The sequence below is a fragment of the Kitasatospora sp. GP30 genome (assembly GCF_029892145.1).
Taxonomy (GTDB): domain Bacteria; phylum Actinomycetota; class Actinomycetes; order Streptomycetales; family Streptomycetaceae; genus Kitasatospora; species Kitasatospora acidiphila.
Genome location: NZ_JARZAH010000002.1, coordinates 230305 through 250539, shown reverse-complemented (window position 1 = coordinate 250539; position 20235 = coordinate 230305). Strand labels below are relative to the sequence as shown.

21 protein-coding genes and 2 pseudogenes are annotated in these 20235 nt (G+C 71.4%); 15 read left to right on the top strand and 8 right to left on the bottom strand.

Going from position 1 to position 20235, the window contains the following annotated elements; translation table 11 throughout:
• Positions 1-104 precede the first annotated feature (104 nt).
• Together P3T35_RS04450 and P3T35_RS04445 are read left to right on the top strand one after the other, a co-directional pair.
• On the top strand, positions 105-800 hold the full coding sequence (locus P3T35_RS04450; RefSeq protein ID WP_101380140.1) for a TetR family transcriptional regulator: 696 nt from the start codon (positions 105-107) through the stop codon (positions 798-800).
• Between the two features lie 210 nt (positions 801-1010).
• The gene (locus P3T35_RS04445; RefSeq protein ID WP_101380141.1) at positions 1011-2183 is read left to right on the top strand and encodes an alpha/beta hydrolase; all 1173 of its coding nucleotides are present in this window, start codon (positions 1011-1013) and stop codon (positions 2181-2183) included.
• Positions 2184-2262: 79 nt separating this feature from the next.
• Here P3T35_RS04445 and P3T35_RS04440 read toward each other — a convergent pair whose 3' ends face one another.
• Positions 2263-3276, bottom strand: coding sequence for an aldo/keto reductase (locus P3T35_RS04440; RefSeq protein WP_101380142.1), 1014 nt, complete (start codon positions 3274-3276; stop codon positions 2263-2265).
• 176 nt (positions 3277-3452) lie between these two features.
• A pseudogene (locus P3T35_RS04435) lies at positions 3453-3839 on the bottom strand (MerR family transcriptional regulator); the annotation flags it as partial.
• A 125-nt stretch (positions 3840-3964) separates the two neighbouring features.
• Between P3T35_RS04435 and P3T35_RS04430 the strand changes: the two are divergent.
• The gene (locus P3T35_RS04430) at positions 3965-4804 is read left to right on the top strand and encodes a serine hydrolase domain-containing protein (RefSeq protein ID WP_101380144.1); all 840 of its coding nucleotides are present in this window, start codon (positions 3965-3967) and stop codon (positions 4802-4804) included.
• 72 nt (positions 4805-4876) lie between these two features.
• Here the strand turns inward: P3T35_RS04430 and P3T35_RS04425 are convergent, their stop codons facing one another.
• Both P3T35_RS04425 and P3T35_RS04420 read right to left on the bottom strand, forming a co-directional pair.
• Positions 4877-5758: an SGNH/GDSL hydrolase family protein gene (locus tag P3T35_RS04425; RefSeq protein WP_101380145.1), complete on the bottom strand. Its 882-nt coding sequence runs from the start codon at positions 5756-5758 to the stop codon at positions 4877-4879.
• 218 nt (positions 5759-5976) lie between these two features.
• Positions 5977-6885 (bottom strand): CehA/McbA family metallohydrolase, encoded by a 909-nt coding sequence (locus tag P3T35_RS04420; RefSeq protein ID WP_280704264.1) that lies wholly within the window; start codon positions 6883-6885, stop codon positions 5977-5979.
• A gap of 131 nt (positions 6886-7016) precedes the next feature.
• Here P3T35_RS04420 and P3T35_RS04415 point away from each other — a divergent pair, with 131 nt between their 5' ends.
• The 5 genes and pseudogenes from P3T35_RS04415 to P3T35_RS04390 all read left to right on the top strand — a co-directional run bounded on the left by P3T35_RS04415 (position 7017) and on the right by P3T35_RS04390 (position 9501).
• Positions 7017-7505, top strand: a complete 489-nt coding sequence (locus P3T35_RS04415; RefSeq protein ID WP_101380146.1) for a SitI3 family protein — start codon at positions 7017-7019, stop codon at positions 7503-7505.
• A gap of 49 nt (positions 7506-7554) precedes the next feature.
• The gene (locus P3T35_RS04410) at positions 7555-7680 is read left to right on the top strand and encodes a hypothetical protein (RefSeq protein WP_280704261.1); all 126 of its coding nucleotides are present in this window, start codon (positions 7555-7557) and stop codon (positions 7678-7680) included.
• On the top strand, positions 7680-7970 hold the full coding sequence (locus P3T35_RS04405) for a hypothetical protein (protein WP_280704259.1): 291 nt from the start codon (positions 7680-7682) through the stop codon (positions 7968-7970). The genes P3T35_RS04410 and P3T35_RS04405 overlap by 1 nt, the downstream gene beginning before the upstream one ends.
• A gap of 417 nt (positions 7971-8387) precedes the next feature.
• Positions 8388-8501: pseudogene (locus tag P3T35_RS04395) on the top strand (DUF397 domain-containing protein); the annotation flags it as partial.
• Positions 8502-8697: 196 nt separating this feature from the next.
• Positions 8698-9501 carry a hypothetical protein gene (locus P3T35_RS04390; RefSeq protein ID WP_101380147.1) on the top strand — a complete coding sequence of 268 codons (804 nt, stop codon included), beginning with the start codon at positions 8698-8700 and terminating at the stop codon, positions 9499-9501.
• Between the two features lie 307 nt (positions 9502-9808).
• Here the strand turns inward: P3T35_RS04390 and P3T35_RS04385 are convergent, their stop codons facing one another.
• The 3 genes from P3T35_RS04385 to P3T35_RS04375 form a co-directional block, all read right to left on the bottom strand.
• The gene (locus P3T35_RS04385) at positions 9809-10660 is read right to left on the bottom strand and encodes a hypothetical protein (RefSeq protein ID WP_180356431.1); all 852 of its coding nucleotides are present in this window, start codon (positions 10658-10660) and stop codon (positions 9809-9811) included.
• 299 nt (positions 10661-10959) lie between these two features.
• Positions 10960-13473 (bottom strand): collagenase, encoded by a 2514-nt coding sequence (locus P3T35_RS04380; protein ID WP_180356432.1) that lies wholly within the window; start codon positions 13471-13473, stop codon positions 10960-10962.
• 164 nt (positions 13474-13637) lie between these two features.
• A complete protein-coding gene (locus tag P3T35_RS04375) occupies positions 13638-14618 on the bottom strand; it encodes a LysR family transcriptional regulator (RefSeq protein ID WP_101380150.1) in 981 nt (326 codons plus the stop codon).
• A 145-nt stretch (positions 14619-14763) separates the two neighbouring features.
• Between P3T35_RS04375 and P3T35_RS04370 the strand changes: the two genes are divergently transcribed.
• Genes P3T35_RS04370 through P3T35_RS40365 form a run of 3 tightly spaced genes read left to right on the top strand, consistent with a single transcriptional unit; the run spans position 14764 to position 16518 of the window.
• Complete coding sequence (locus P3T35_RS04370; RefSeq protein WP_101380151.1) at positions 14764-15456, top strand: HAD-IA family hydrolase; 693 nt, start codon at positions 14764-14766, stop codon at positions 15454-15456.
• Between the two features lie 5 nt (positions 15457-15461).
• Positions 15462-16079, top strand: a complete 618-nt coding sequence (locus P3T35_RS04365) for an HAD-IA family hydrolase (RefSeq protein WP_280704253.1) — start codon at positions 15462-15464, stop codon at positions 16077-16079.
• Positions 16080-16098: 19 nt separating this feature from the next.
• Complete coding sequence (locus tag P3T35_RS40365) at positions 16099-16518, top strand: transglutaminase-like domain-containing protein (protein ID WP_101380153.1); 420 nt, start codon at positions 16099-16101, stop codon at positions 16516-16518.
• Here the strand turns inward: P3T35_RS40365 and map are convergent.
• On the bottom strand, positions 16401-17168 hold the full coding sequence (map, locus tag P3T35_RS04355; RefSeq protein ID WP_101380154.1) for a type I methionyl aminopeptidase: 768 nt from the start codon (positions 17166-17168) through the stop codon (positions 16401-16403). The genes P3T35_RS40365 and map overlap by 118 nt on opposite strands.
• Positions 17169-17234: 66 nt before the next feature.
• Here map and P3T35_RS04350 point away from each other — a divergent pair, with 66 nt between their 5' ends.
• From P3T35_RS04350 to P3T35_RS04335, 4 genes are all read left to right on the top strand, one after another.
• Positions 17235-17501, top strand: coding sequence for a helix-turn-helix domain-containing protein (locus P3T35_RS04350; RefSeq protein WP_101380155.1), 267 nt, complete (start codon positions 17235-17237; stop codon positions 17499-17501).
• 40 nt (positions 17502-17541) lie between these two features.
• Positions 17542-18699: a damage-control phosphatase ARMT1 family protein gene (locus tag P3T35_RS04345; RefSeq protein ID WP_218976669.1), complete on the top strand. Its 1158-nt coding sequence runs from the start codon at positions 17542-17544 to the stop codon at positions 18697-18699.
• A gap of 79 nt (positions 18700-18778) precedes the next feature.
• Positions 18779-19393, top strand: coding sequence for a flavin reductase family protein (locus P3T35_RS04340; RefSeq protein WP_101380157.1), 615 nt, complete (start codon positions 18779-18781; stop codon positions 19391-19393).
• 54 nt (positions 19394-19447) lie between these two features.
• Entirely contained in the window at positions 19448-20233 is a 786-nt protein-coding gene (locus tag P3T35_RS04335) for an alpha/beta hydrolase (protein WP_101380158.1), read from the top strand.
• Positions 20234-20235: the final 2 nt, after the last annotated feature.

Below are 20235 nucleotides of genomic sequence, written 5' to 3'. Positions count from 1 at the left end.
CCGTCCCCACGAGCGCGTCGGCCTGCGGGCGCCACCTGGGGAGATTATGGCAGTGGCTGACAGCAAGCAGTCACAGGGTGCGGCGGAGGCGATATCGTGAGGGCATGGGCTCGACCTCGACAGCTGTGACCGCTCCCGCACCCGGTCTGCGTGAGCGCAAGAAGCAGCGCACCCGGGACGCCCTGGTGGACGCCGCGCACCGGCTGTTCCTCAGCCAGGGCTATGCGCGCACCACGGTGGACGAGATCGCCGCGGCGGTGGACGTATCGCAGCGGACCTTCTTCCGCTACTTCGCCAACAAGGAGGAGGCCGCGCTCGCCGTCCTGGCCGATGCGGAGGACTACTTCATCGAACGCCTCGCCGACCGCCCGCCCGACGAGCCCCCGCTGCTCGCCCTGCGGATGGCGGTCTGCGCGGCCTGGCGGGACCTCAGCACCGAGGACTACCAGCAGGGCTCCCGGGGCGTCTCGGCGGCATTGGAGCTGCTCCAGCTGATCGAGTCGACCCCGAGCCTGCTCGCCGCCCAGCTGCGCCGCTCCGCCGAGCAGGAGCAGCGGGTGGCCGTGATCCTGGCCGCCCGGGAGGGCGTGGACGCCGCTGCCGACCTGCGCCCCCGGCTGCTCGCCGCGGTCTTCGGCGCCGCGATCCGCACCGCGCACCTGGCCTGGTCCACCACCGGCGACCGGCAGCGCGAGGAGGGCCCGGAGGGCATGATCGCGGTGATCGAGGCGCAGCTGGACCAGCTCGGCCCGGCGCTGGTCACCGGTCACTGGCCGCCTGACGCCGGTCACCGACCCTGACCCTGCGTCAACAGGCGCCTGACACTCCGTCGAGTGACTCCGCTACTCTGTGACTTCCATCGTGTCGTCCACGACACACCTGGTCGGCTTCACTGTGATTCACCCCACAGTTCGACGGGGCGCCATCGCCCGTTACGCTGGCCGCTTGTATCCAGACGTGCCCCGCTCGGCGGTCCCCGACCAGCCGTCGTACCACCAGGAGTTGAGGCGATGCAGCGCCGCCGGCTGAAGCGCGTGATGATCGGCGCTTTCGCGGCCTGCGCGGTGCTGGCAGATGCCGGCAACGCGGCGGCCCAGGCGACCCGGTCCAACGAGCAGGTGGCGATCACCACTCCGCCGGCCGGCGCCACTGCCTGGGTGCAGGACCACTCCCTGGGTCGCACACTGCCCGACCCGGCCACCGCGGACGCCGCCACCGTGGCAGCCTTCTTCGCCTCGCTCACCCCCGCCGAGCAGCAGCAGCTCGCGCAGCGCTACCCCCTGGTGGTCGGCAACCTGGACGGCGCCCCGATCCAGCTGCGCTACCAGGCCAACCGCATCGCGGTGCAGAACGAGCTGGACCGCGCCCTGGCAGCGAGCACCGACAAGAAGCTGCACGCCGACCAGCGCGCCCAGGCGGCCACCCGGGCCAACGACTCCCGCCCGTTGCTCGAACCGGGCCGCCAGATCCTCGCCTTCGACCCGCGCGGCCGGGGCCTGGTCACCGAGGTCTTCGGCGACCTGGCCGCCGCCCAGCGGATCTCCGTGGTGGTGCCCGGCTCCGACAGTGACCTCGCTCACCACGACCCCAAGGACCGCCCGCTGCAGAGCTCCGCCGGCATGGCCCGCGCCGTGCAGGCCGAGGAGCAGAAGCTCTCGCCCGGCGTCCCGACCGCGGTGATCGCCTGGACCGACTACGTCAGCCCGCTCGGCCTGGGCCCGGACGCCGTGACCTCCCGGCTGGCCGACGCGGCCGCGCCGCGGCTGCTGCGCTTCCTCGACGGACTGCACCGGACCACGGCCCCGGCCGCCCCGCCGTCGCTGATCTGCCACTCCTACGGCAGCGTGGTCTGCGGCGAGGCGGCGCCCAAGCTGCGCGGCGCGACCACCGACATGATGATCCTCGGCAGCCCGGGCATGAACGTGGACAACGCCGCCCAGCTCGGCACCGGCGTCCAGGTCTGGGCCACCCGCAACCCGGCGGACTGGATCGGCAACGTCCCGTACCTGGAGGTCGGCGGTCTCGGCCACGGCGCCGACCCGACCAGCCCCGACTTCGGCGCCGAGCGCATCTCGTCCGCCGGGGCCGTCGGGCACGCCGGCTACTTCGACCGGGGCACCGACAGCCTCTACAACTTCGCCACCATCGCGCTGGGCGACTACCAGGACGTCAAGTACAGCTGACGCTGCGGTGGCACCGCGACTGGCGCCCTGTCATCAACTGACAGGGCGCCTTTGCTGGTTCATCCGAGATGAGCCGCCGTCACTCCCGCCCGGTGAAGGTGGAGTTCATGTCGGCGTAGCGGTCGCCCGTCACCTCGCCGGCGATGGGCTCCAGCTTGGCCAACTCGGCGTCGGTGAGCTTCAGGACGGCGCCCGCGACGTTCTCGGCGAGACGGGTGCGCTTGCGGGTGCCCGGGATCGGAACGACCGTCAGGTTGTGTACCTGGGCCTGCTGCTGCACCCAGGCCAGCGCGACCTGAGCCGCCGTCACCCCGCGCTCGGCGGCGATCTGCTGGATCGGCGCGATCAGCGCGGCGTTGGCGGCCGCGTTGTCGCCGGTGAAGCGCGGCTGGCTGTGCCGGAAGTCGCCCTCGGTCAGCTCGCTGGCCCGGGCGAAGGAGCCGGTCAGGAAGCCGCGGCCGAGCGGCGAGTAGGGCACCAGGGCAACGCCCAGCTCGGCGGCCGTGGGCACCACGATCTGCTCGACATCGCGGGTGAACAGCGACCACTCGGACTGCACGGCGGCGATCGGGTGGACCGCGTGCGCCTCGCGCAGCTCGGTACCCGTCACCTCGGACAGGCCCAGGTGGCGGACCTTGCCGGCCTGCACCAGCTCGGCCATGGCGCCGATCGACTCGGCCAGCGGCACGCCGGGGTCGCGGCGGTGCATGTAGTAGAGGTCGATCACGTCGATGCCCAGACGCTTGAGCGAGGCGTCGACGGCCTGGCGGATGTAGGCCGGGTCGTTGCGGACCTTGCGGTAGGTCGGCTCGTCGGCCCTGCGCTCGATGGCGAACTTGGTGGCGATCACCACCTGGTCGCGGTTGGCCCGGACGAACGGGCCGATCAGCTCCTCGTTGGCGCCGGAGCCGTACATGTCGGCAGTGTCGTACAGGGTGACGCCCGCCTCCAGCGCGGCGTCCAGGGTCGCCAGCGCCTCGGTGGTGTCGGTCGGGCCGTAGAACTCGCTCATGCCCATGCAGCCCAGGCCCTGCGCCCCGACCAGCGGACCGCCCTTGCCGAGCTCGACGGTGGGGAGCTTGGTGTTGCTCATGCGCTTACTGCCTTCCGGGAGTTGCTGTCATTCGTGGTGGTGCGCTCGTGCGTGGTGGTGCTGTCGTTCGTGGTCGCGCTCGTCTTCGCGCTCGCGCTCGTCTTCGCGCTCGTGGTCGCCTGCGCGCTCGTGGTCGCCTGCGCGCTCGTGGTCGCGGTCGTCGCCGCCTGCGCGCCGTAAAAGTCGATCTTGTAGTCCAGCACCGCGAGGCTGGCATGCAGATCGGCTATCCGCTCCCGGACCTCGGCGCGGTGCTCGATCAGCAGGTCGCGCCGCGCGTCCATGGTCGCGGGGCCCTCCCGGACCATCTCGATGTAGCGGACCATGTCCGCCACCGACATGCCGGTCAGCCGCAGCTTGCCGAGGAACTCCAGGCGGGCCAGGTCGGCGTCGCTGTAGCGGCGGCGGCCGGCGTGCGTGCGGTCCACCGGTTCGAGCAGGCCGATCCGCTCGTACCAGCGCAGTGTGTGGGCGGTGAGCCCGGTCAGCTCGGCGACCTCGCTGATGCTGTGCCGCGGCGTCCGTTCGGCATCGTCGAGCGACGCCAGGAGTTCCGCGCTCATCGGTCACTTCCCCTGGTCCGTGCGGTTGGTCCGTGTGGTGCTGACGTCCTTGACGCTATCGAGTTGGAGTGCACTCCAAGCAAGCGCAATCCGTGAAATCCCTCCTTCGCATTACAGTGCAGGTCATGCAGAGCGTGCGGATGATCGAAGACTGGCCGGTCGAGACGGCTGCGGTGGCAGTGGTGCGGGGCGCGGACGGCGCGTTGCTGGGGGCGCACGGCCCGCAGCGGCACCGCTTCCAACTGGCCTCGGTGACCAAGCCGCTGACCGCCTACGCGGCGCTGGTCGCCGTCGAGGAGGGCGTCTTCGACCTGGACGACCCGGCCGGGCCGGACGGCGCCACCGTCCGCCACCTGCTGTCCCACACCTCGGGGCTGGCCTTCGACGAGCCCCGAGCGATGGCCGCCCCCGGGACCCGCCGCCTCTACTCCAATGCCGGCTTCGACGTCCTCGCCGACACCCTGGCCAAGGCGTCCGGCATCCCGTTCGACCGCTATGCGGCCGAGGCCGTGTTCCAGCCGCTGGGCATGACGGACACCGCGATCGACCCGGCGCACCGCAGCCCGGCCGGCGCCGGCGGCGTCTCCACGGCCGCCGATCTGGCCGTCTTCGCCGCCGAGTTGCAGGCCCCGCGCCTGCTGCACCCCTCCACGGTGGCCGCCGCCACCCTTGAGGTGTCCTTCCCCGGCCTGAGCGGGGTGCTGCCGGGCTTCGGCCACCAGCGGCCCAACGACTGGGGCTTGGGCTTCGAGATCCGCGACGGCAAGTCCCCGCACTGGACGGGCGCCACCAGCTCCCCCGCCACCTTCGGGCACTTCGGCCAGTCCGGCACCTTCCTCTGGGTCGACCCGGTGGCGGGCGTGGCCTGCGTGGCCCTCGCCGACCGCGACTTCGGTCCGTGGGCCGCCGAGGTGTGGCCGGCCTTCACCGACGCCGTACTCGCGGAGCTGCGCGGACAGCGCTGAATCGCTCAAGCACAGGTGAGCCGAGCCGGCCCGGGGTTCGACCCCAGGCCGGCTCAGGGGTGGGTCAGCGGGTCAGTTGAGGCCGAGCGTGTCGGCGGCCTGGCCGGCCATCGCGGCCTCGCCCAGGGCGTTGGGGTGGACCGGCACGTAGTTGGTGCCGAACAGCACCGGCTCGATCCACCGGGTGCCGATCGGCTGGCAGGCGTCGTGGCCGTCGGAGGCGGCCGACATGTCGACGTAGCCGGCGCCGGTGGCGGCGGCGGCCCGCTGCACGGCCGAGTTGAGGTGTGCCTCCAGGTCGCGCAGGTAGGGGATGTCGCCGGACGCGATGGGCATCTTGACGAAGCAGCCGGGCACGGCCTGGCTCGGCACGATCCACGGGTAACCGACGATGGCCACACGGGCGTTGGGGGCCTTGGCCCGGACGGCGTTCAGCGCCGACACCAGCGCCGGATAGGTGCTGTTGTCGATGGTGTTGTCGAAGCTGGAGCCGTAGAGCGTCTGGCAGGGGTGGCCGAACCCGAGGGTGACCACACCGGCCGAGCCGCAGGCGAGGATCGCGTCGATGAAGACGCCGCTGTCGTTGCCACCGATGGTCATGGTGACCAGGCCGGTATTGGCGTCGAGCGCGTCCAACTGCGGTGCGACGCCCGGGTACTGGGTGCCGGCGAAGTCCTTGGTCTGGGCGCCGCCGCAGGTGACGTCGGTGAGGTTCAGCCCGGCCTCGGCGGCCAGGTCGTGCGGGTAGTTCAGGCTGGAGCGGGCGCACTCCAGCGGGGCGCTCAGGTCGAGCGGCAGGACGCCCGACCCGGCACTGTAACTGTCGCCGAGCGCAACGTAGTTGACGGGTGAGTCGGCCTGGGCCTGGGCGGGCAGCGCGAGGCCGAGGCCGGCCAGGGTGGCGGACGCCGCGACGGCGGCCGCGAGACGGCGTGAACGGGCACGGAGGGACATGCGGGGGCTCTCCTTGAAACCAGGGGTGGGGGCTGTGCCAGGGAGAAGGACCGGCCGGGCCGTTGGGGGCGGCGGGGCCGGGTTTCCGCGAGGTTACTGGCCGGGAAGTTACCCACTGGTTGGATTCGGGTCAATGACCCTCGCGCGCTTTGGTACACGCGTTGGTGCGGGCTCGGAGTGCTGCCTCAGCGGGGCCTCGGCGCTGCTTCGGCGCGGCCTCAGTGCAGGATGATCGGGTTGCTGAGTGCGGCCATCCGGCCGTCGGGGTGGCGCAGTTCGACCCGGACGAAGGCTGTTTCCGCCGCACTCGTGCACCAGGTCGCGGTGCCCGCGCCGTGCGCGGGGAGCGAACCCCGGTGCACGGCGCCCCGATCGCTGTGGAAGGTCACGGTGGCGGACGGCACCCCCTGGATCCGCGCCCGGACCGTGACCGGCTCCCCCACGGTCGCCAGCCGCTCGCCCACCCCGGCGCTGCGGCCCGCGGCATCGGCGAGGAACGAGAGTCGGACGGCGGCCGACTCGGCTATCCAGCTGCGCCCGGCCCTGATCCCCGCCAGCACACCCGGGCTGCTCAGCTCCTCGGCGAACACCACCGTCTGCGGGGTGCCGAGTTGGCCCGCCAGATGCGCATCGCTGTTGCCGATGGCGGGCCGCCACTGCCCGGTTTCCACGTCGGCGGCCAGGCTCCGCCCCCACTCGGCGAGCGCCGCCTCGTTGTCGGCCTGCCACGGCCGGTCCGAGCTCCACGGCCCGTTCCACACCTCAACCGCGTCGAATCCCTGGTAGGCGTACATGAACCGGCCCGTCGGGTACGGCGCATGGGGATGCGCGGCCACGCAGAGCCCGCCCACCTCGTGCACGCCCGCCCTCGCCTGGTCAATGCGTCCGTCCCGCACCCGGTAGTCCCAGTCGATCAGTTGGCCCGGTTCGATACCGAGGGCGAGCCAGTGGCCGGTGCGGGTGGTCACCTCCGTGCCCAGCACGACCAGCAGGCCATCTCCGGCCTCAGCTTCCCAAGTGCAAGGATTCGCAACCGAGTTGTGATCCGTAGTGGCAATGAAGTGCAGCCCGGCGGCACGGGCCTCGGCGACCAGCCGGGCGGGCGTCAGCTCACCGTCCGAGTACACCTAATGCACATGGCAGTCCCCCCGGTACCAGCCCGGACGGCGTCTCACTCCCGGCATCATCGACCTCCCCGCTGCATGGAACGGTCGGTATTGGCACGACAGTTCCCGGGCGGTGCCGTACGGTCGGCGCCATGGCGCTCGACTACTACCTCGACCTCGCAACCTCCTGGCCCGCTCCGCAGGTGGCCCGCGAGCTCCACGCGGTGGGTGACCGGACGGGGCTGGTCGAGGCGCGGTACACCACGGAACTGATGCTCGGCGACGGCGCGTTGACGCCCGGGGGCACCTGGTTCCGGGTGTGCCGGGTGGGGCCACGCCGTTGGCCCACGGTGATCGACGGCCGGGAGTTCACCGAGACGGTGGCCGTCGCGTTCACGCTCGACAAGCGGGACACGATCACCGCCATGGACGAGGTGGTGCACCTTGCCGCCGGCCTCCTGCGTCGAGTGCCCGGCGACGCCGTGCTGCACTTCCAGAGCGAGGTCATCTGGCTGCTCCGCCGCGACGGCGACCTCAGCCTCGATGAACGCGCCGACCACTGGACGCCGGAGCGCCTGGCCGCCGTGGCCACGCCCTACCGGCGCCTCGCGCACTCATTCACCGACGAATCGGGCGAGTGAGCGCAGCTACGGCCGACCGCAGCACGACATCCGAACTACCGTGGATGTCATGACGTCAGCCTACGAGGACGTGCCCTTCAGCGAACTGTTCACCATCCCGCCGCGACCACGCGCCGGCTGGACGCCGTCCGAGCACTGCGCCTGCGCCGACGCGATGCGGGGGACCTCGCCCTGATGCGGGTCGACCGGCTGGAGCGCGATGCCACGGTCATGGACTTCACCTCCCGCCTGCTCGCCGGCTTGATGCGGACGGAGAACATCGCCGCGCTCCGCCAGGCGCTGCCGGACGCTCTTCCGTGGACCACGTTCCTGCCGCCCGAGGACATCGACGCGCTGCTCTCGAAGCTTGTCGACACGGCGCGGAGCGCGGTGGCCCTGGACAACCTCGCCCCGATTGCGCTCCTGCTCACCCAGTGGCGGCACAGCGCCGAGATCTATGCGGACCCGCCCTGCACGCCATCCTGACCCGCGAACCCGAGGGCGACCTCGGCCCGGTGCCCACGCCTGAGGCGGCGGAGTGAGCCCGAGGCGCGGGGACCGGGCCGCGTCGCCGCCCATCGCCGACCGCCGACGAATACGGCCTCCGCTTCGCCAACAGCGAGGCAGCGGAAGGCTGGGAGCAGCTGAGCCACCAAGCACCGGGCAACCTGCGCCGTTCCTCCGAGGCGATCCGTTCAACGGGCGAGATCCGGAACGCCGGCAGTACGAGGTAACCGGCGGCGGCCGGATCTGGTACTTCATCGACGACGCGACGCGCACCGCCTGGCTCACCTACGCGGGGACTGGCCACCCCAGGGCTACGGACTGACCGCACGGCAGCCGCTGACGGCGGCCGCAGTCTCGACGGGCGCTCCGAGCGCCGTGCGGCGCGCATGATGCCTCCCCACCACCGTCCCGGTCCGCGACAGCAAGGACCCCGACGGCCCGCACCTCCGCTTCGCCCCCACCGCCTGGTCCACCTTCCTCCAGGCCGTCACCACCCGCCGCCTCGCCTGACTGCCTGCCGGGCGGGCGCCCCCAGCGCCCGCCCGGCCAGCCGGCGCCACGCTAACGGCGGCACTGCTGTGGCACGACTCGACTGCGCATTCTACGGTGAGTCACGGATTGCTACGCACAGCAACCATCCGTGCTCCCTCGGCCTCGGATACCCGCTCCCGGGCGCCGACGTGTCCCCACCTGGAGTCGAGTCCCCATGCGATTCACCCCCCACTGCGCGCTCGCGCTCGGCAGCGTCACCCTGGCCGCCGCCCTCGTCGTCCCCACCGCCCAGGCCACCGTCGCCCAGGCCTCCGCGCCCAATCCGGGCGGCCCCGAGTCACGCATCGAAATCCTCGGCACCACCCTTGACCTGTCGATCACTCAGGACTCCGCGACGGTCAATTCCGACGGCTCCGTCTCCCTCGCCGGCACCTACAGCTGCAACGATCCCTCCGACACTCGCAAGGCCCGGCTGCGCATCGACCTGACCGCCCAGAACGACGCCAGGGGCAGCATCAGCCTCAGCGGACCGTGCCGGGCCTCCAATGCCCCATGGAACACCACCATCCTCCCCGACCCCGATTCACCGTCGTTCGCCAAGGGCGTTCCCGTCGAGGCCCGTGCCACCCTCGCCCTCGACGACCCCACCGGTCAGACGGACGAGAGGATCACCGTCGCCCAAACCCTCTTCGTGGCGACCGACCCGGTAGGCGCCCCCAATAACTACGGCAGCACCACTTTGCCCGGCACCTACGGCTGTTCCAACGACACGCCCGCCGTCGACATCAACGCCGAGCTCGCCGATGCATTCGCCGACTGGGAGGACGCGGGCATCGCCATCCTCCCAGTCCCGTGGTCCGCCGCCAACCGCCCCTGGAGCATCACCAGCACACCCAGTGGCCACCAAGCCGCACAAGGGACTTGGCTCCCCGCCGGTGTGCGGAAGGCGATGGCGGATGCGGCCCGCCACAGCACTCAGTGCCAGGAGGATGTCATTACGGAGAACAACGTGCGCTAGGGGCCACGCCGTCGGGCCCGGGGGCGCCGGCCTGGCCGCGCCCCTGCCGACGTCGCCGAAGACCGACCGGCACCACGGCAGCGCCCCCGTCCAGCCACCCCCGTGCCCAGGCACCGGTCAAGGAGCTCGTGATGCAGGTCGGCCCCGATGGCGAGAGTGCCATCGGGGCCGACCTGCATCACGAGTCCATACCTGCGGTCAGTAACTAGCCGTCACCGTAACCCCGTTGGGCGCAGTAGCCCGCAGAGGGCGAGGTGCCGGTTCCGGTGGGCGCGCCCGCCCAGCCGCTCAAGCTGTTGGATCCCCGTCAGACGGCGTAGTTGGTGTAGGTGGCCCAGAGGACGTCGCCCAGCTCGTCGTAGATGACGAAGTTGTCGTCCTTCTGGAAGATACCGACGACCTGGCCGTGGCCCCCCGTGGGGGAGGTCCACAGCGGGGCGCCGCCCTGGGCGGGGTAGATGGCCAGTCGGTCAGTGCCCGTCACGAGGTGGGCGCCGGGGTGGTAGTAGGTCATGGAGTGCCAGAGAACGCGACCCGTGGCCTGCGAGTAGATGACGAGGTTGCCGTCGGTCTGCATGACCAGCCGGCTCTTGGTGCCGTAGAGGGTGGCCCCGGAGTTGAGCTGGGTGACGACCTGGCCGCCCAAGTCCAAGGGGGTCTTCTTGAGGTTGCTCCCGGACTGCCAGATGGCCTTGTTGTGGGTGTCGTAGACGACCAGGTTCCGGTCTTCCATCAGGCTGAAGTGGGCGCCGGCGTGGAAGTAGGTGCCGGTGGACCACAGCGCCTTGTGGTTGGTGTCGTAGATGACGAAGTTGCCGTCGGCCTGCATCGTCGCGGTCGCCCCCGCGTGCCCGTAGGTGCCGCTGGCCCACAGGACGAAGCTGGGCTCGCCCTGGGTCCTGAGAACCAGGTTGCCGTCCGACTGCATGGTCAGGGTGGTCAGCTGCCCGAACTGGACCTGCGTGCCGCTCTTCAGGGTGGCGCCGGACGGAACGTCGGCACCGTTGCCCCAGTGGCACACGTCGCACGGCGGCGGGGGCGGCGTGGTGGCCATGGCCGGCATGGCCGTGCCGGCCAGCGCGGCGGTGAGCGCGGAGACGACGGCCAGTCGGCGGACGACGCCGCCCATACGGCGGCGAAGGGCACGTGCGTGCATCATGAATTCCCCCCCAGGGAACGTTTGGTCGGATCGGGAACACCCAACTCCAGCTCGACCAGAGACCTGGGAGCAGTAGGAGGTGGGGATTCCGTGAAGAACATTACGAGGCGAAGTGACCTTGCCGCAACGGTGATCGGGGCAGCTGGAGGGCTGTTTCCAAAGCATGACACTTGAACGGTTCATGGCGGACTGCGGAGGTCCGTGCGGACTCCGGGCAGGACCACGGCACGGATACGTGGTCGACCCCGGCGGCGCGAGAGCCACCGGGGTCGACCACGGCCACTAGCCCGTCAGGCAGGTCAGTAACCGGCGCTCACGGTGACCCCGTTGAACGCGGTGGCCCCGTACAGGGTGATGTACCGGTACCCGGCCGTCTTGTTGGTGACGGTCAGGGACTGCGCCGTCCCGGGGTGGGTGGACGCGACCGAGTGATGGGACTTCGTCGCCCAGCCGCTCGGGCTGTAGTAGAGGTACGCGGTACCGCTGCCGCCCGTGGTGCTGACCGTCAACTGGGTGGTGCCGGCGGGCAGGTAGATGTACAGGTAGTCCTCGCCGCCGGCCGCGGCCGACTGGTCGGCGCGGTAGCAGTTCCGGTCCAGCAGCCGCTGGTCGGCGCCGGTGCAGGCGGCGGTGTTGCTCACCGCGACCTGGGCCGTGGTGGTGGCCGTGTGGCCGTTGCTGTCGGTGACGGTCAGGGTGGCGGTGTAGCTGCCGGGCTTGGCGTAACTGTGCGTCGGGTTCTGTGTGTTGGCGCCGGCACCGTCGCCGAAGTTCCAGCTCCAGCCGGTGATACGGCCGTTGCCGGTCTCGGTGGACTTGTCGGTGAAGGCCACCGACAGGCGGTCGATCGAGGTGCCGAAGGCCGCCGTCGGGCTTCCGCTCCCTGCGCTCGCGAGCCCGTTGAGCCAACTGGCGAAATCCGCGTCGTACTTGGTGCCGAGCGCGTTGTAGACGTTGCACCCGCCGGCGTAGTCACCGGTCCGGAAGTGCCCCAGCATCGCGTACATGACGTCGGGGTGGCGCTCCCACATGTAGCGCACCGCCAGGTAGCCCCACGGGTAGGTGCGGGTCGTGTCGCTGTTGCCGTAGGTGTTCTGGAAGAGGGTGCTCAACGCGTAGGTGTGCTGGGGCGCGTCGGCCAGCGCCTCGGTGTCCGCGACACCCCGGTAGGTGTAGGAGGTGTACTCGGCGATGCCCTCGATCCACCACACGTCAGGGACGGCGGTCTCGGCCGTGAAGTCGCCGCGGGTGTTGTACACGGCGTCGAGGTAGTGGGTGAACTCGTGGTTGAGGTTCCAGATGTTCGCGGTGAAGTCGGTGGCGTAGGGCGCCTGGTACATCACCGAGAACGCGGCGTTGCCGGGCCGGCTCGGGTCACCGGTCTCGGTGATGCCGCCGTTGTCGGTGTCGATGTTGTAGATCGCGGGGCCGTAGATCTGGTAGTCCTGCCGGCTGGCGAACACCACCATGGTCTCGCCGGTGATGGTCTGGCCCGGGATCGGACCGCCGGCCCGCACCAGGTTCTGGAACCAAGGGACTTGCTTGGCCAGGCTGTCGCAGACCGCCGCGAGCTGGGTCGCGTCCAGGGCCTGGGCCGCCACCGTGATCGTCGGGGTGCAGGTGTGCGAGGCGGTCAGCACGGCGGCCTTCAGCCGGTCGGGCAGGTTGCAGGTGCCGTAGGTGGCGCAGTTCGCCGCGTCGAAGTCGACGCTCTGCTGGGCCACGGCGACCCAGAGCGCGGCCATCGGGCCGGTCATCCGCGCTGTGTGCAGCATGCCGAGCATCAACGGCTGGACGGTCGGCCGCAGTGCCGGGAACTGGACGTAGGCTGCCAGGTCCTGGCCGGCGCCCGCGACCATGAAGGTGTTGTCGCCGCCGAGCATGCCGGTGTGGTTGAGCACGAACGCGTTGAGCGTGTTGACCAGGCCGTGGTCGCCGCTGATGGCCGTGACGAACGCCGGGTTGTTCGCCGCCCGCCAGAGCGCGCTGTTGGCGTTGTAGACGACGGTGTCCATGCCCGAGACCGCGTCCCAGGAGCTGCTGTACGCGGTGTAGAGGCGCTGGTAGACGTCCAGGTAGTGCTGGTGCAGGTTGGCGCTGTCGGTGAGGGTGACCGTCTCGCCCAGGATGGCGCCGTTGGCGCCCGTCACGTCCCGCGAGTGCGGGTTGGCGAAGAACGCGTCCATGGCCGCCGTCACCGGCGCGGTCAGCTTGTCGTCGTACGGGCCGACGTCGGCCGCGTCGTAGAACTGCACGTAGTAGGCGGCGCGCAGGTAGAGCACGAGTTGCTGGATGCCGGAGGAGTCGTCGCCCTTGTAGGCGGCGGCCACGGTCTTCAGGGCCTCGGCGACCGGGATCGCCTGGGACTCCTGGAACACCCCGTGCGCGTCCTTTCCGGTGAGCGCGAACAGGGTGTTGACGCAGTCGGTGGTCGAGGACTCGAGGTACGCGGCGAGCGCGGTTCCGGTGCGGCCGCTGAAGTCGGCGGGGGTGCACGACTGGGCGGCCGCCGAGTGGGCGGACTGGGCAGCGGTCTGGTGTGGCAGGGCCGGGCGGGCCGGCGGCAGTTGGGCGGGGGTGAGGCGGCCGATCTGGACGGCGTCCCGGTCGGTGCCGGCATCCGAGACGCCGGTCGGGGCGTAGGCGGCCGGGGGTCGGGCGTGGCCTTGGGCGGGCACCGCTGCCACCCTGGACGCAGCGGTGGGTGGGGCCGAACCGGGTGGGGCGGCGAGCGCGGTGCCGGTTCCGAGGCCGAGCAGGGTGGTGGCGGCGAGAGTGGCCGCGAGGCTTCTGAGGGTGGGTCGGCGCAGCATGGCGCTCCTCAAGTGACGTGTGCGTGGGGGGAGGTGCGGCAGCGGAGCGTGCAGGCCCCGGTGCTGGTTAGGCAGACTTCCATCGCGCGGGAGGCTGGGGAACGCTCTGGGACACAGCAGTTGCGAGGTCCTGCTCATAACACCGAGCTGCTCTGGCGTTCTTGCTACTCGGCCTCGACGGCCACCCTGACCTGGTACGTTCGCTTGACCCAGGCCTGGAAGTGCGGTGCCCCGGCGACCAGTTCGCGGTAGGCGGCGAGCGCTGAGGCGTGCAGGACCTCCAGCACCGGCCCGGTCACGGCGTCCGGCCGCCAGGCGAGCAGGTGGCGGCGCCAGAGGGGGGAGCCCACCAGCGGCTTGACGAGCACACCCGGAATCGCCCGCACGGTGGCGTGGACCACCGTCACGCCCATCCCCTGGGCCACCATGAGTTGGAGCTGCTGGTGGTCGCCGAGGTACTCGTGCACGGCGGCCGGGGTGAATCCGTCCGCCGCACACGCTTGGTGGAGCGCGGCCGGCCACCCCGCGCCGTTGTCCGGCGCGAGGAACCAGCGGTCGTCGGCGAGTTCGGCGAGTGGCACCTCCAGGCGGTGGCGCAGCCGGTGCCCGGCGGGCATGGCGATGAACAGCGGCTCGGTGGCGATGCCCAGCTGCGTGAGGGAGGGGGCCAGGCACAGGGTCCGCCCCGGATGGTCGACGCCGAGCGCGACATCGGCGGCGCCCCGCTCCAGCAACTCGGCTGCCGCCGCCGGCTGGTGAACGCTGGTGACGTTCAGCGGCAGCTCGCCGAGCCGGTCGCGGGCCCGGGTCACCATGCCCGCGAGGAGTGGCGAACCGGTGGTGGCCAGCCGCAGCGGCCGGGAGCGGTCGGCCTGCCGCGTCTCGCTGGGTGTGGGGTGTCCGCCGATGGCGCCGACGCGGGTCACCACATCGCGGGCCTGCGCCACGATGGCGGCGCCGTAGCCGGTCGGCTTGACGCCGTCGGCGGTGCGTTTGAACAGGGGCTGGCCGAAGTGGGCTTCGATGCGCTGGAGTTGTCCGCTCAGGGCCTGCTGCGAATAGCCGAGCAAGCCGGCCGCGCGGCCCACGCTCCCGCAGTCCGCCATCGCACAAAGCATCTGCAGGTGCCGCAGTTCGAGCCTCATGTGCCACCCCTCCATCAGCCGTGGCGGTCGGCCACGGTCCGGAACCCCCTTCAGGAGACGCACGGGACGGCGTCGGATCACGGAAACTGCGCGCGGCGCTCCCCGTGTGATCGATCGGGTGCCGTGACGCCGATAGGCTCGCCGCATGATCAAGGGTGTCCTCTTGGACTTCTCCGGCACGCTCTTCCGCATCGAGTCCACCGCTGAGTGGCTCGACGCCTGCCTCACCCCCACCGGCCTCGCCGTCCCCGACCGTGGACGCTCGGAACTGCTGCGCCGCTTGGACCACTTCGGCGCGCTCCCGGGCGGGCCTGTACCGGTCGATCTGCCTGAGGCGATCGAGCCGCTCTGGTCGGCCCGCGACCTGAGCGCAGATCAACACCGCGCCGCCTACACCGCGCTGGCCCGGGCCGCCGAGTTGCCGGCCGGCCTGTCGGCGGACGCGCTCTACGATCGCCACCGGTCGCCGGCCGCCTGGCAGCCGTACCCCGATGCCGAGCCGACCCTGCGCGAGCTGCGGCGGCGCGGGCTGCCGATCGCCGTGGTGAGCAACATCGGCTGGGACCTGCGGCCGGTGTTCGTCTCCCACGGCCTGGACGAACTGGTCGACGCCTACGTCTTCTCGTTCGAGGTCGGCGTGCAGAAGCCCCACCCCGCGATCTTCCAAGCCGCCTGCGACCGGCTCGGGTTGGCGCCGGCTGACGTCCTGATGGTGGGCGACCACCCGGTCCAGGACGCCGCCGCCACCGCGATCGGCTGCCAGTACTTCCCGGTCGACCACCTCCCCGTCGCCGAGCGGCCCGCCGGACTCGCGCCGCTGCTCGACCTGCTGCGGTGAGCCGCGTGTCCGGGCCGGCCGTGCTGATCGACATCGGCGGCGTCCTCAGTCCCGACCACCTCCCGGCCGTCGCCGACGACTGGGCCGCCCGGCTCGGTTGCACGCCCGCCGACGTGATGGCAGCCCTCTTCGGCGGCAACGACGACCAGATCCTGATCGGGCGGGTGAGCGAGGACGCCTGGTGGGGCGTGGTCCGCGAGCGCCTGCGCCTCGACGTCGCCCAGGGTGCCACTCTGCGCGCTGATGTGACGCTCAGTCAGACATGGGACCCGGCCTTGGTCGCCGCCCTGCGCGCCCTCCGCCCGTCCGTCCGCACCGCGATCGTCAGCAACGCCTGGCCCTCGATGCGCCCGGCCCTCCAACGCGCAGGCCTGCTCGACCTGGTGGACACCCTCGTCCTCTCCTGCGAGGTCGGCTGCGCCAAACCCGACCCCCGCATCTACGAGTTGACCCTGTACCGCCTCGCCTGCACCCCCACCGACGCCCTCTTCATCGACGACACCCCCAGCCACGTCATCACCGCCCGCGCCCTGGGCCTGGCGGGCCACATCCACACGGACACCCCGGGGACCCTGGCCCGCATCGCGGAGTTCGTGCGCGCGCACGAGGACAGCGGGCGGTAGCGAACGGACCGACGACGTCCTGCGCATCATCCTCGACCGGAACGGCGCCCCGCTGACCACGCAACGCTCCGCCGATGACCGATTCGTCGGCGTCTGCCGCGATTTCTCCCTCCTGCACTGCTCGTTCCTGCGCCACGCGGGCATCCCCGCTCGCATTCGCTACGGCTTCGCCGACTACCTCGGGCCGGACGACTTCCACACCGACCATGTGGTGACCGAGCACTGGGACGACGAGCGCGGCCGGCTGCTCGCCGATCCGCAGTTGGCCGACCCCGTGGTCTGCTCGATGCCGGACTGCGCGGCCAGCCCCAGCACGCGCCTTCACCCCATCGTCAGCACCCGGGGCCCGTCCTCCGTCACCGCCACCGTGTGCTCGCAGTGCGCGGCTCGGGTGCCGTCGGCGGTGAGCAGGGTCCAGCCGTCCGGTGCCGTCACGTAGGTGTCGCCGCCGCCCGCCAGGAACATCGGCTCCAGGGCCATCACCATGCCGTGCCGCAGCACCATGCCCCGGCCCGGGCGGCCCTCGTTGGCGATGTGCGGGTCCTCGTGCATGCGGCGGCCGATGCCGTGGCCGCCGAAGTCGGCGAGGATGCCGTAGCCCGCCGCACGGCCGATGGTGCCGATGGCGTGGGAGATGTCGCCGATCCGGGCGCCGACCACGGCGGCGGCGATGCCGGCCTGCAGGGCGCGTTCGGTGGTCTCGATCAGGCGCAGGTCGGCGGGGCGGGGCGTGCCGACGGTGAAGCTGATCGCCGAGTCGCCGGTCCAGCCGCCGAGGTGGGCTCCGCAGTCGACGCTGACCAGGTCGCCGTCGCGAAGCCGGTAGTCCGTCGGGATGCCGTGCACGATGGCGTTGTTGACGGAGGTGCAGATGACCGCCGGGAACGGGGTGAGGGCGAAGTGGGGGCGGTAGTTGAGGAACGGGGAGTCGGCGCCGGCCTCGCGGAGCACTGCCCTCGCCGCCTCGTCGAGCTCCTGCAGCGACACCCCGACCCCGGCTGCCTCCCGCGCCGCGGCGAGCGCGTCCGCGACCACCCTCCCGGCCTCGCGCATCGCGTCCAGCGCCGTATCGGTCTTGATCTCCACCATCGTCCACTCCCAGCTGGGCACCAATTCTTATACCGGTATTTGTATCACGGCATTAGTATTGGGGCCATGGTGCGCACACCCCTCACCCCTCAGGAACGCGAACGCGGCGAACGGCTCGGCGCCCTGCTCCGCCGGGCCCGCGGCGAGCGGAGCATGGTGCAGGTCGCCGCTCAGGCGGGCCTGTCCACCGAGACCCTCCGCAAGATCGAGACCGGCCGGGCCCCCACACCCGCGTTCTTCACCATCGCGGCCCTCGCCGCCGCCCTGGACCTGTCACTGGACGACCTGGTGAAGCTCTGCCGCCCGGCAGAGGATGAAGAAGCAGCAGCCTGACGAGAAGCGGCAGCAGCCTGACGAAAGGCGGACCCCGGCCATGCCCGACGCACCGGTGATCCTCAGCGGCGACCCCGGCTCCTTCCCCTGGAGCGTCTTCCACGAGCGGCACCCCAAGCTGCTCCGGCAGGTGCTTGACGCACTGCCGTACGGGCCGGCCGAACGCCGGCACGTCGGGCAGCTGCTGGCGGAGAGCACCACCGGCGTGCTCACCCCACTGCCGCCGGACGCCCCCGACCACGAGCAGTGGCTGCGCTGGGGCGAGGTGCTGTGGGGGCTGCCCTGGGGCGAGGTGCCGTTCCTCTGGGCGGAGAGCTACTTCTACCGCCGACTGCTCGACGCCACCGGCTACTTCACCCCGGGCGCCTGGCAGGGCGTCGACCCGTTCGGCCCGTTCAAGAGTGCCGAGCTGGCGAACCCCACGGTGGACGAGGAGTTGGCGGCCCTCAGCGCGCTGCTCGACCTCCCGGAGGCCAAACGGCGCGCGGCACTGCTGACTTCGGCGCTCTGGGGCAACCGGGCCGACCTCGGGTTCCGGATCACGAACGACCCGGGCGCCGTCACCGCCACCGGGCTGCTGGTGGACGACGGGCCGCTGCTGTGGCGGGAGTTGGAGCGAACGGCAGGTGGGCGGGTCGACCTGGTGGCGGACAACGCCGGGCGCGAGCTGCTACCGGACCTGGTGCTGATCGACCACCTGCTGACCAGCGGCCTGGCGGCCGAGGTGGCACTCTGGGTGAAGCCGCAGCCGTACTACGTCTCCGACGCCATGATGGCCGATGTACTGGCGGCGGTGGGGCGGTTGCGCAGTTCGAAGGCCGGCGCGATCGGCGACCGCCTCTGGCGGGCGATCGGCGACGGCACGCTGACGGTCCGCACCCATGCCTTCTTCTGCGCCCCGCTGCCGTACCGCGAACTGCCCGCCGAGCTGGCGGCCGAGTTCGCCGGCGCCGCCCTGACGATCCTCAAGGGCGACCTCAACTACCGTCGCCTGGTGGGCGATCGGCTGTGGCCGCCGACCACTGCGTTCGCCGAGGCGGCCGGCCACTTCCCGTCGCCGGTCGCCGCCCTGCGCACCCTCAAGTCGGATGTGGTGACCGGCCTGCCGGAGGCGGCGGTGCGCGAACTCGACGACACCGGCGAGGCCTGGCGCACCAGCGGACGGTACGCGGTGGTGCAGGTGTGCAACGCCGGTTGACGCCCCCGCAAGCCGTTCCCAGATGCCACCACCCGTGAGGCCGTCGCAGCGTCGATCGGACGACGTGGATACTGTATGCATGCGCATCGACTTCAGTCCCGCCGAGATAGGCCGCGACGCCACCTACCGCCTGCTCACCGCCACCGTGGTGCCCCGGCCCATCGCCTGGGTCTCCACGGTGAGCGCCGACGGGGTGGCCAACCTGGGCCCGCACTCGTTCTTCACCATCTCCAGCATCGAGCCGCCGATCGTCCAGTTCACCTCGGTGGCCAGCCGGGATTCGCTGCGCAATGTGCTGGAGACCCGCGAGTTCGTGGTGAACCTGGCGCCCGAGCCGCTGATGGCCGAGGTCAACGCCTCCGGGGCGGACTTCCCGGCCGAAATCGACGAGTTCGAGGCGATCGGGCTGGCCACCGAGCCCTCGCTGCGGGTCAAGCCGCCGCGGGTGGCCGCCTCCCCGGTGGCACTGGAGTGCCGACTGCACAGCACCATCACCCTGGGCGACGGGACCTTGGTGCTCGGCGAGGTGGTGCACGCGGCGGTGGACGAGTCGGTGCTGGTCGACGGCCACCCGGAGATGGGCCTGCTGCGCCCGCTCTCCCGACTGGGCCGCAACGAGTGGGGCACCACCGTGGCGGTGACCCCGGTGGACCGGATCAGCTACGCGCACTGGTCCCAGGGCAAGCGGGGCTGACGGCTCCCAACTCGGTCGCCGCCCGCGACCTGACCCACCGTAGGATGCGTCGGTATGCGACGCGAACCGGTGCGGGTGACGGTCTGGCAGGACGGCACGGCGGCGACCGATCGGGTGCTGCTGGTGCACGGCACGCTGAGCTGGGGCACCGACTGCTTCCGCGAACAGCGCCCGCTCGCAACCGAGTTCAGGTTGGAGCTGATGGACCGGCGGGGCTTCGGCGCCAGCCCTGACATCGAGCACAGCGACTACGAGGTCGACGCCGAGGACATCGCCGAACTGCTGGGCGGCGGCGCCCACTTGGTGGGGCACTCCTACGGCGCCGCCGGAGCCCTGCTGGCGGCCGCCAGGCAACCAGGCGCCATCAGGTCGTTGGCGCTGATCGAACCCTCCGTGCTGCGCACGGCGGAGGACGAGGTCCCTCGGATCGCGGCGGCGCTGAAGCGCCTCCGGGCGGCGTTCGGCGAGCAGCGGGAGCCGATGAGCCCCGTGGAGTACCTGTGCTACTCCACGGATGACTACGGCCTGCCGCAGCCGGAGTTCACACCGGAACTGCTGCGCGCGGCCGCCTCCGCGATGGCGGAGCGGCCGGCCTGGGACGCGATGATCCCGCTGGCGCCGATCAGGGACGCCGACTACCCGAAGCTGGTGGTCAACGGCAGTTGGGAGACCGCCGCACCGGACTACCGCGCGTTCGTCGGCGAGGCGCTGCTGGCCTGCGGCGCCTTCGTCGCCGAGCGGATCGGCGCCCGCCGGGTCCTGGTTCCGGGCGCCGTGCACGCCCCGCACCAGGAGCAACCCGAGGCGGTGAACGGGCTGTTGGCCGAGCTGTGGGCATAGTC

What these genes read in the sequence shown, in the direction of transcription:
- P3T35_RS04390 (WP_101380147.1), top strand. Translation starts at nt 8,698, where the DNA reads ATGCGATTCACCCCCCACTGCGCGCTCGCGCTCGGCAGCGTCACCCTG.
- P3T35_RS04380 (WP_180356432.1), bottom strand. Translation starts at nt 13,473, where the DNA reads ATGCTGCGCCGACCCACCCTCAGAAGCCTCGCGGCCACTCTCGCCGCC.
- P3T35_RS04385 (WP_180356431.1), bottom strand. Translation starts at nt 10,660, where the DNA reads ATGATGCACGCACGTGCCCTTCGCCGCCGTATGGGCGGCGTCGTCCGC.
- P3T35_RS04415 (WP_101380146.1), top strand. Translation starts at nt 7,017, where the DNA reads ATGGCGCTCGACTACTACCTCGACCTCGCAACCTCCTGGCCCGCTCCG.
- P3T35_RS04445 (WP_101380141.1), top strand. Translation starts at nt 1,011, where the DNA reads ATGCAGCGCCGCCGGCTGAAGCGCGTGATGATCGGCGCTTTCGCGGCC.
- P3T35_RS04450 (WP_101380140.1), top strand. Translation starts at nt 105, where the DNA reads ATGGGCTCGACCTCGACAGCTGTGACCGCTCCCGCACCCGGTCTGCGT.
- P3T35_RS04350 (WP_101380155.1), top strand. Translation starts at nt 17,235, where the DNA reads ATGGTGCGCACACCCCTCACCCCTCAGGAACGCGAACGCGGCGAACGG.
- P3T35_RS04335 (WP_101380158.1), top strand. Translation starts at nt 19,448, where the DNA reads ATGCGACGCGAACCGGTGCGGGTGACGGTCTGGCAGGACGGCACGGCG.
- P3T35_RS04370 (WP_101380151.1), top strand. Translation starts at nt 14,764, where the DNA reads ATGATCAAGGGTGTCCTCTTGGACTTCTCCGGCACGCTCTTCCGCATC.
- map (WP_101380154.1), bottom strand. Translation starts at nt 17,168, where the DNA reads ATGGTGGAGATCAAGACCGATACGGCGCTGGACGCGATGCGCGAGGCC.
- P3T35_RS04425 (WP_101380145.1), bottom strand. Translation starts at nt 5,758, where the DNA reads ATGTCCCTCCGTGCCCGTTCACGCCGTCTCGCGGCCGCCGTCGCGGCG.
- P3T35_RS04440 (WP_101380142.1), bottom strand. Translation starts at nt 3,276, where the DNA reads ATGAGCAACACCAAGCTCCCCACCGTCGAGCTCGGCAAGGGCGGTCCG.
- P3T35_RS04430 (WP_101380144.1), top strand. Translation starts at nt 3,965, where the DNA reads ATGCAGAGCGTGCGGATGATCGAAGACTGGCCGGTCGAGACGGCTGCG.
- P3T35_RS04345 (WP_218976669.1), top strand. Translation starts at nt 17,542, where the DNA reads ATGCCCGACGCACCGGTGATCCTCAGCGGCGACCCCGGCTCCTTCCCC.
- P3T35_RS04375 (WP_101380150.1), bottom strand. Translation starts at nt 14,618, where the DNA reads ATGAGGCTCGAACTGCGGCACCTGCAGATGCTTTGTGCGATGGCGGAC.
- P3T35_RS04405 (WP_280704259.1), top strand. Translation starts at nt 7,680, where the DNA reads ATGCGGGTCGACCGGCTGGAGCGCGATGCCACGGTCATGGACTTCACC.
- P3T35_RS04410 (WP_280704261.1), top strand. Translation starts at nt 7,555, where the DNA reads ATGACGTCAGCCTACGAGGACGTGCCCTTCAGCGAACTGTTCACCATC.
- P3T35_RS04340 (WP_101380157.1), top strand. Translation starts at nt 18,779, where the DNA reads ATGCGCATCGACTTCAGTCCCGCCGAGATAGGCCGCGACGCCACCTAC.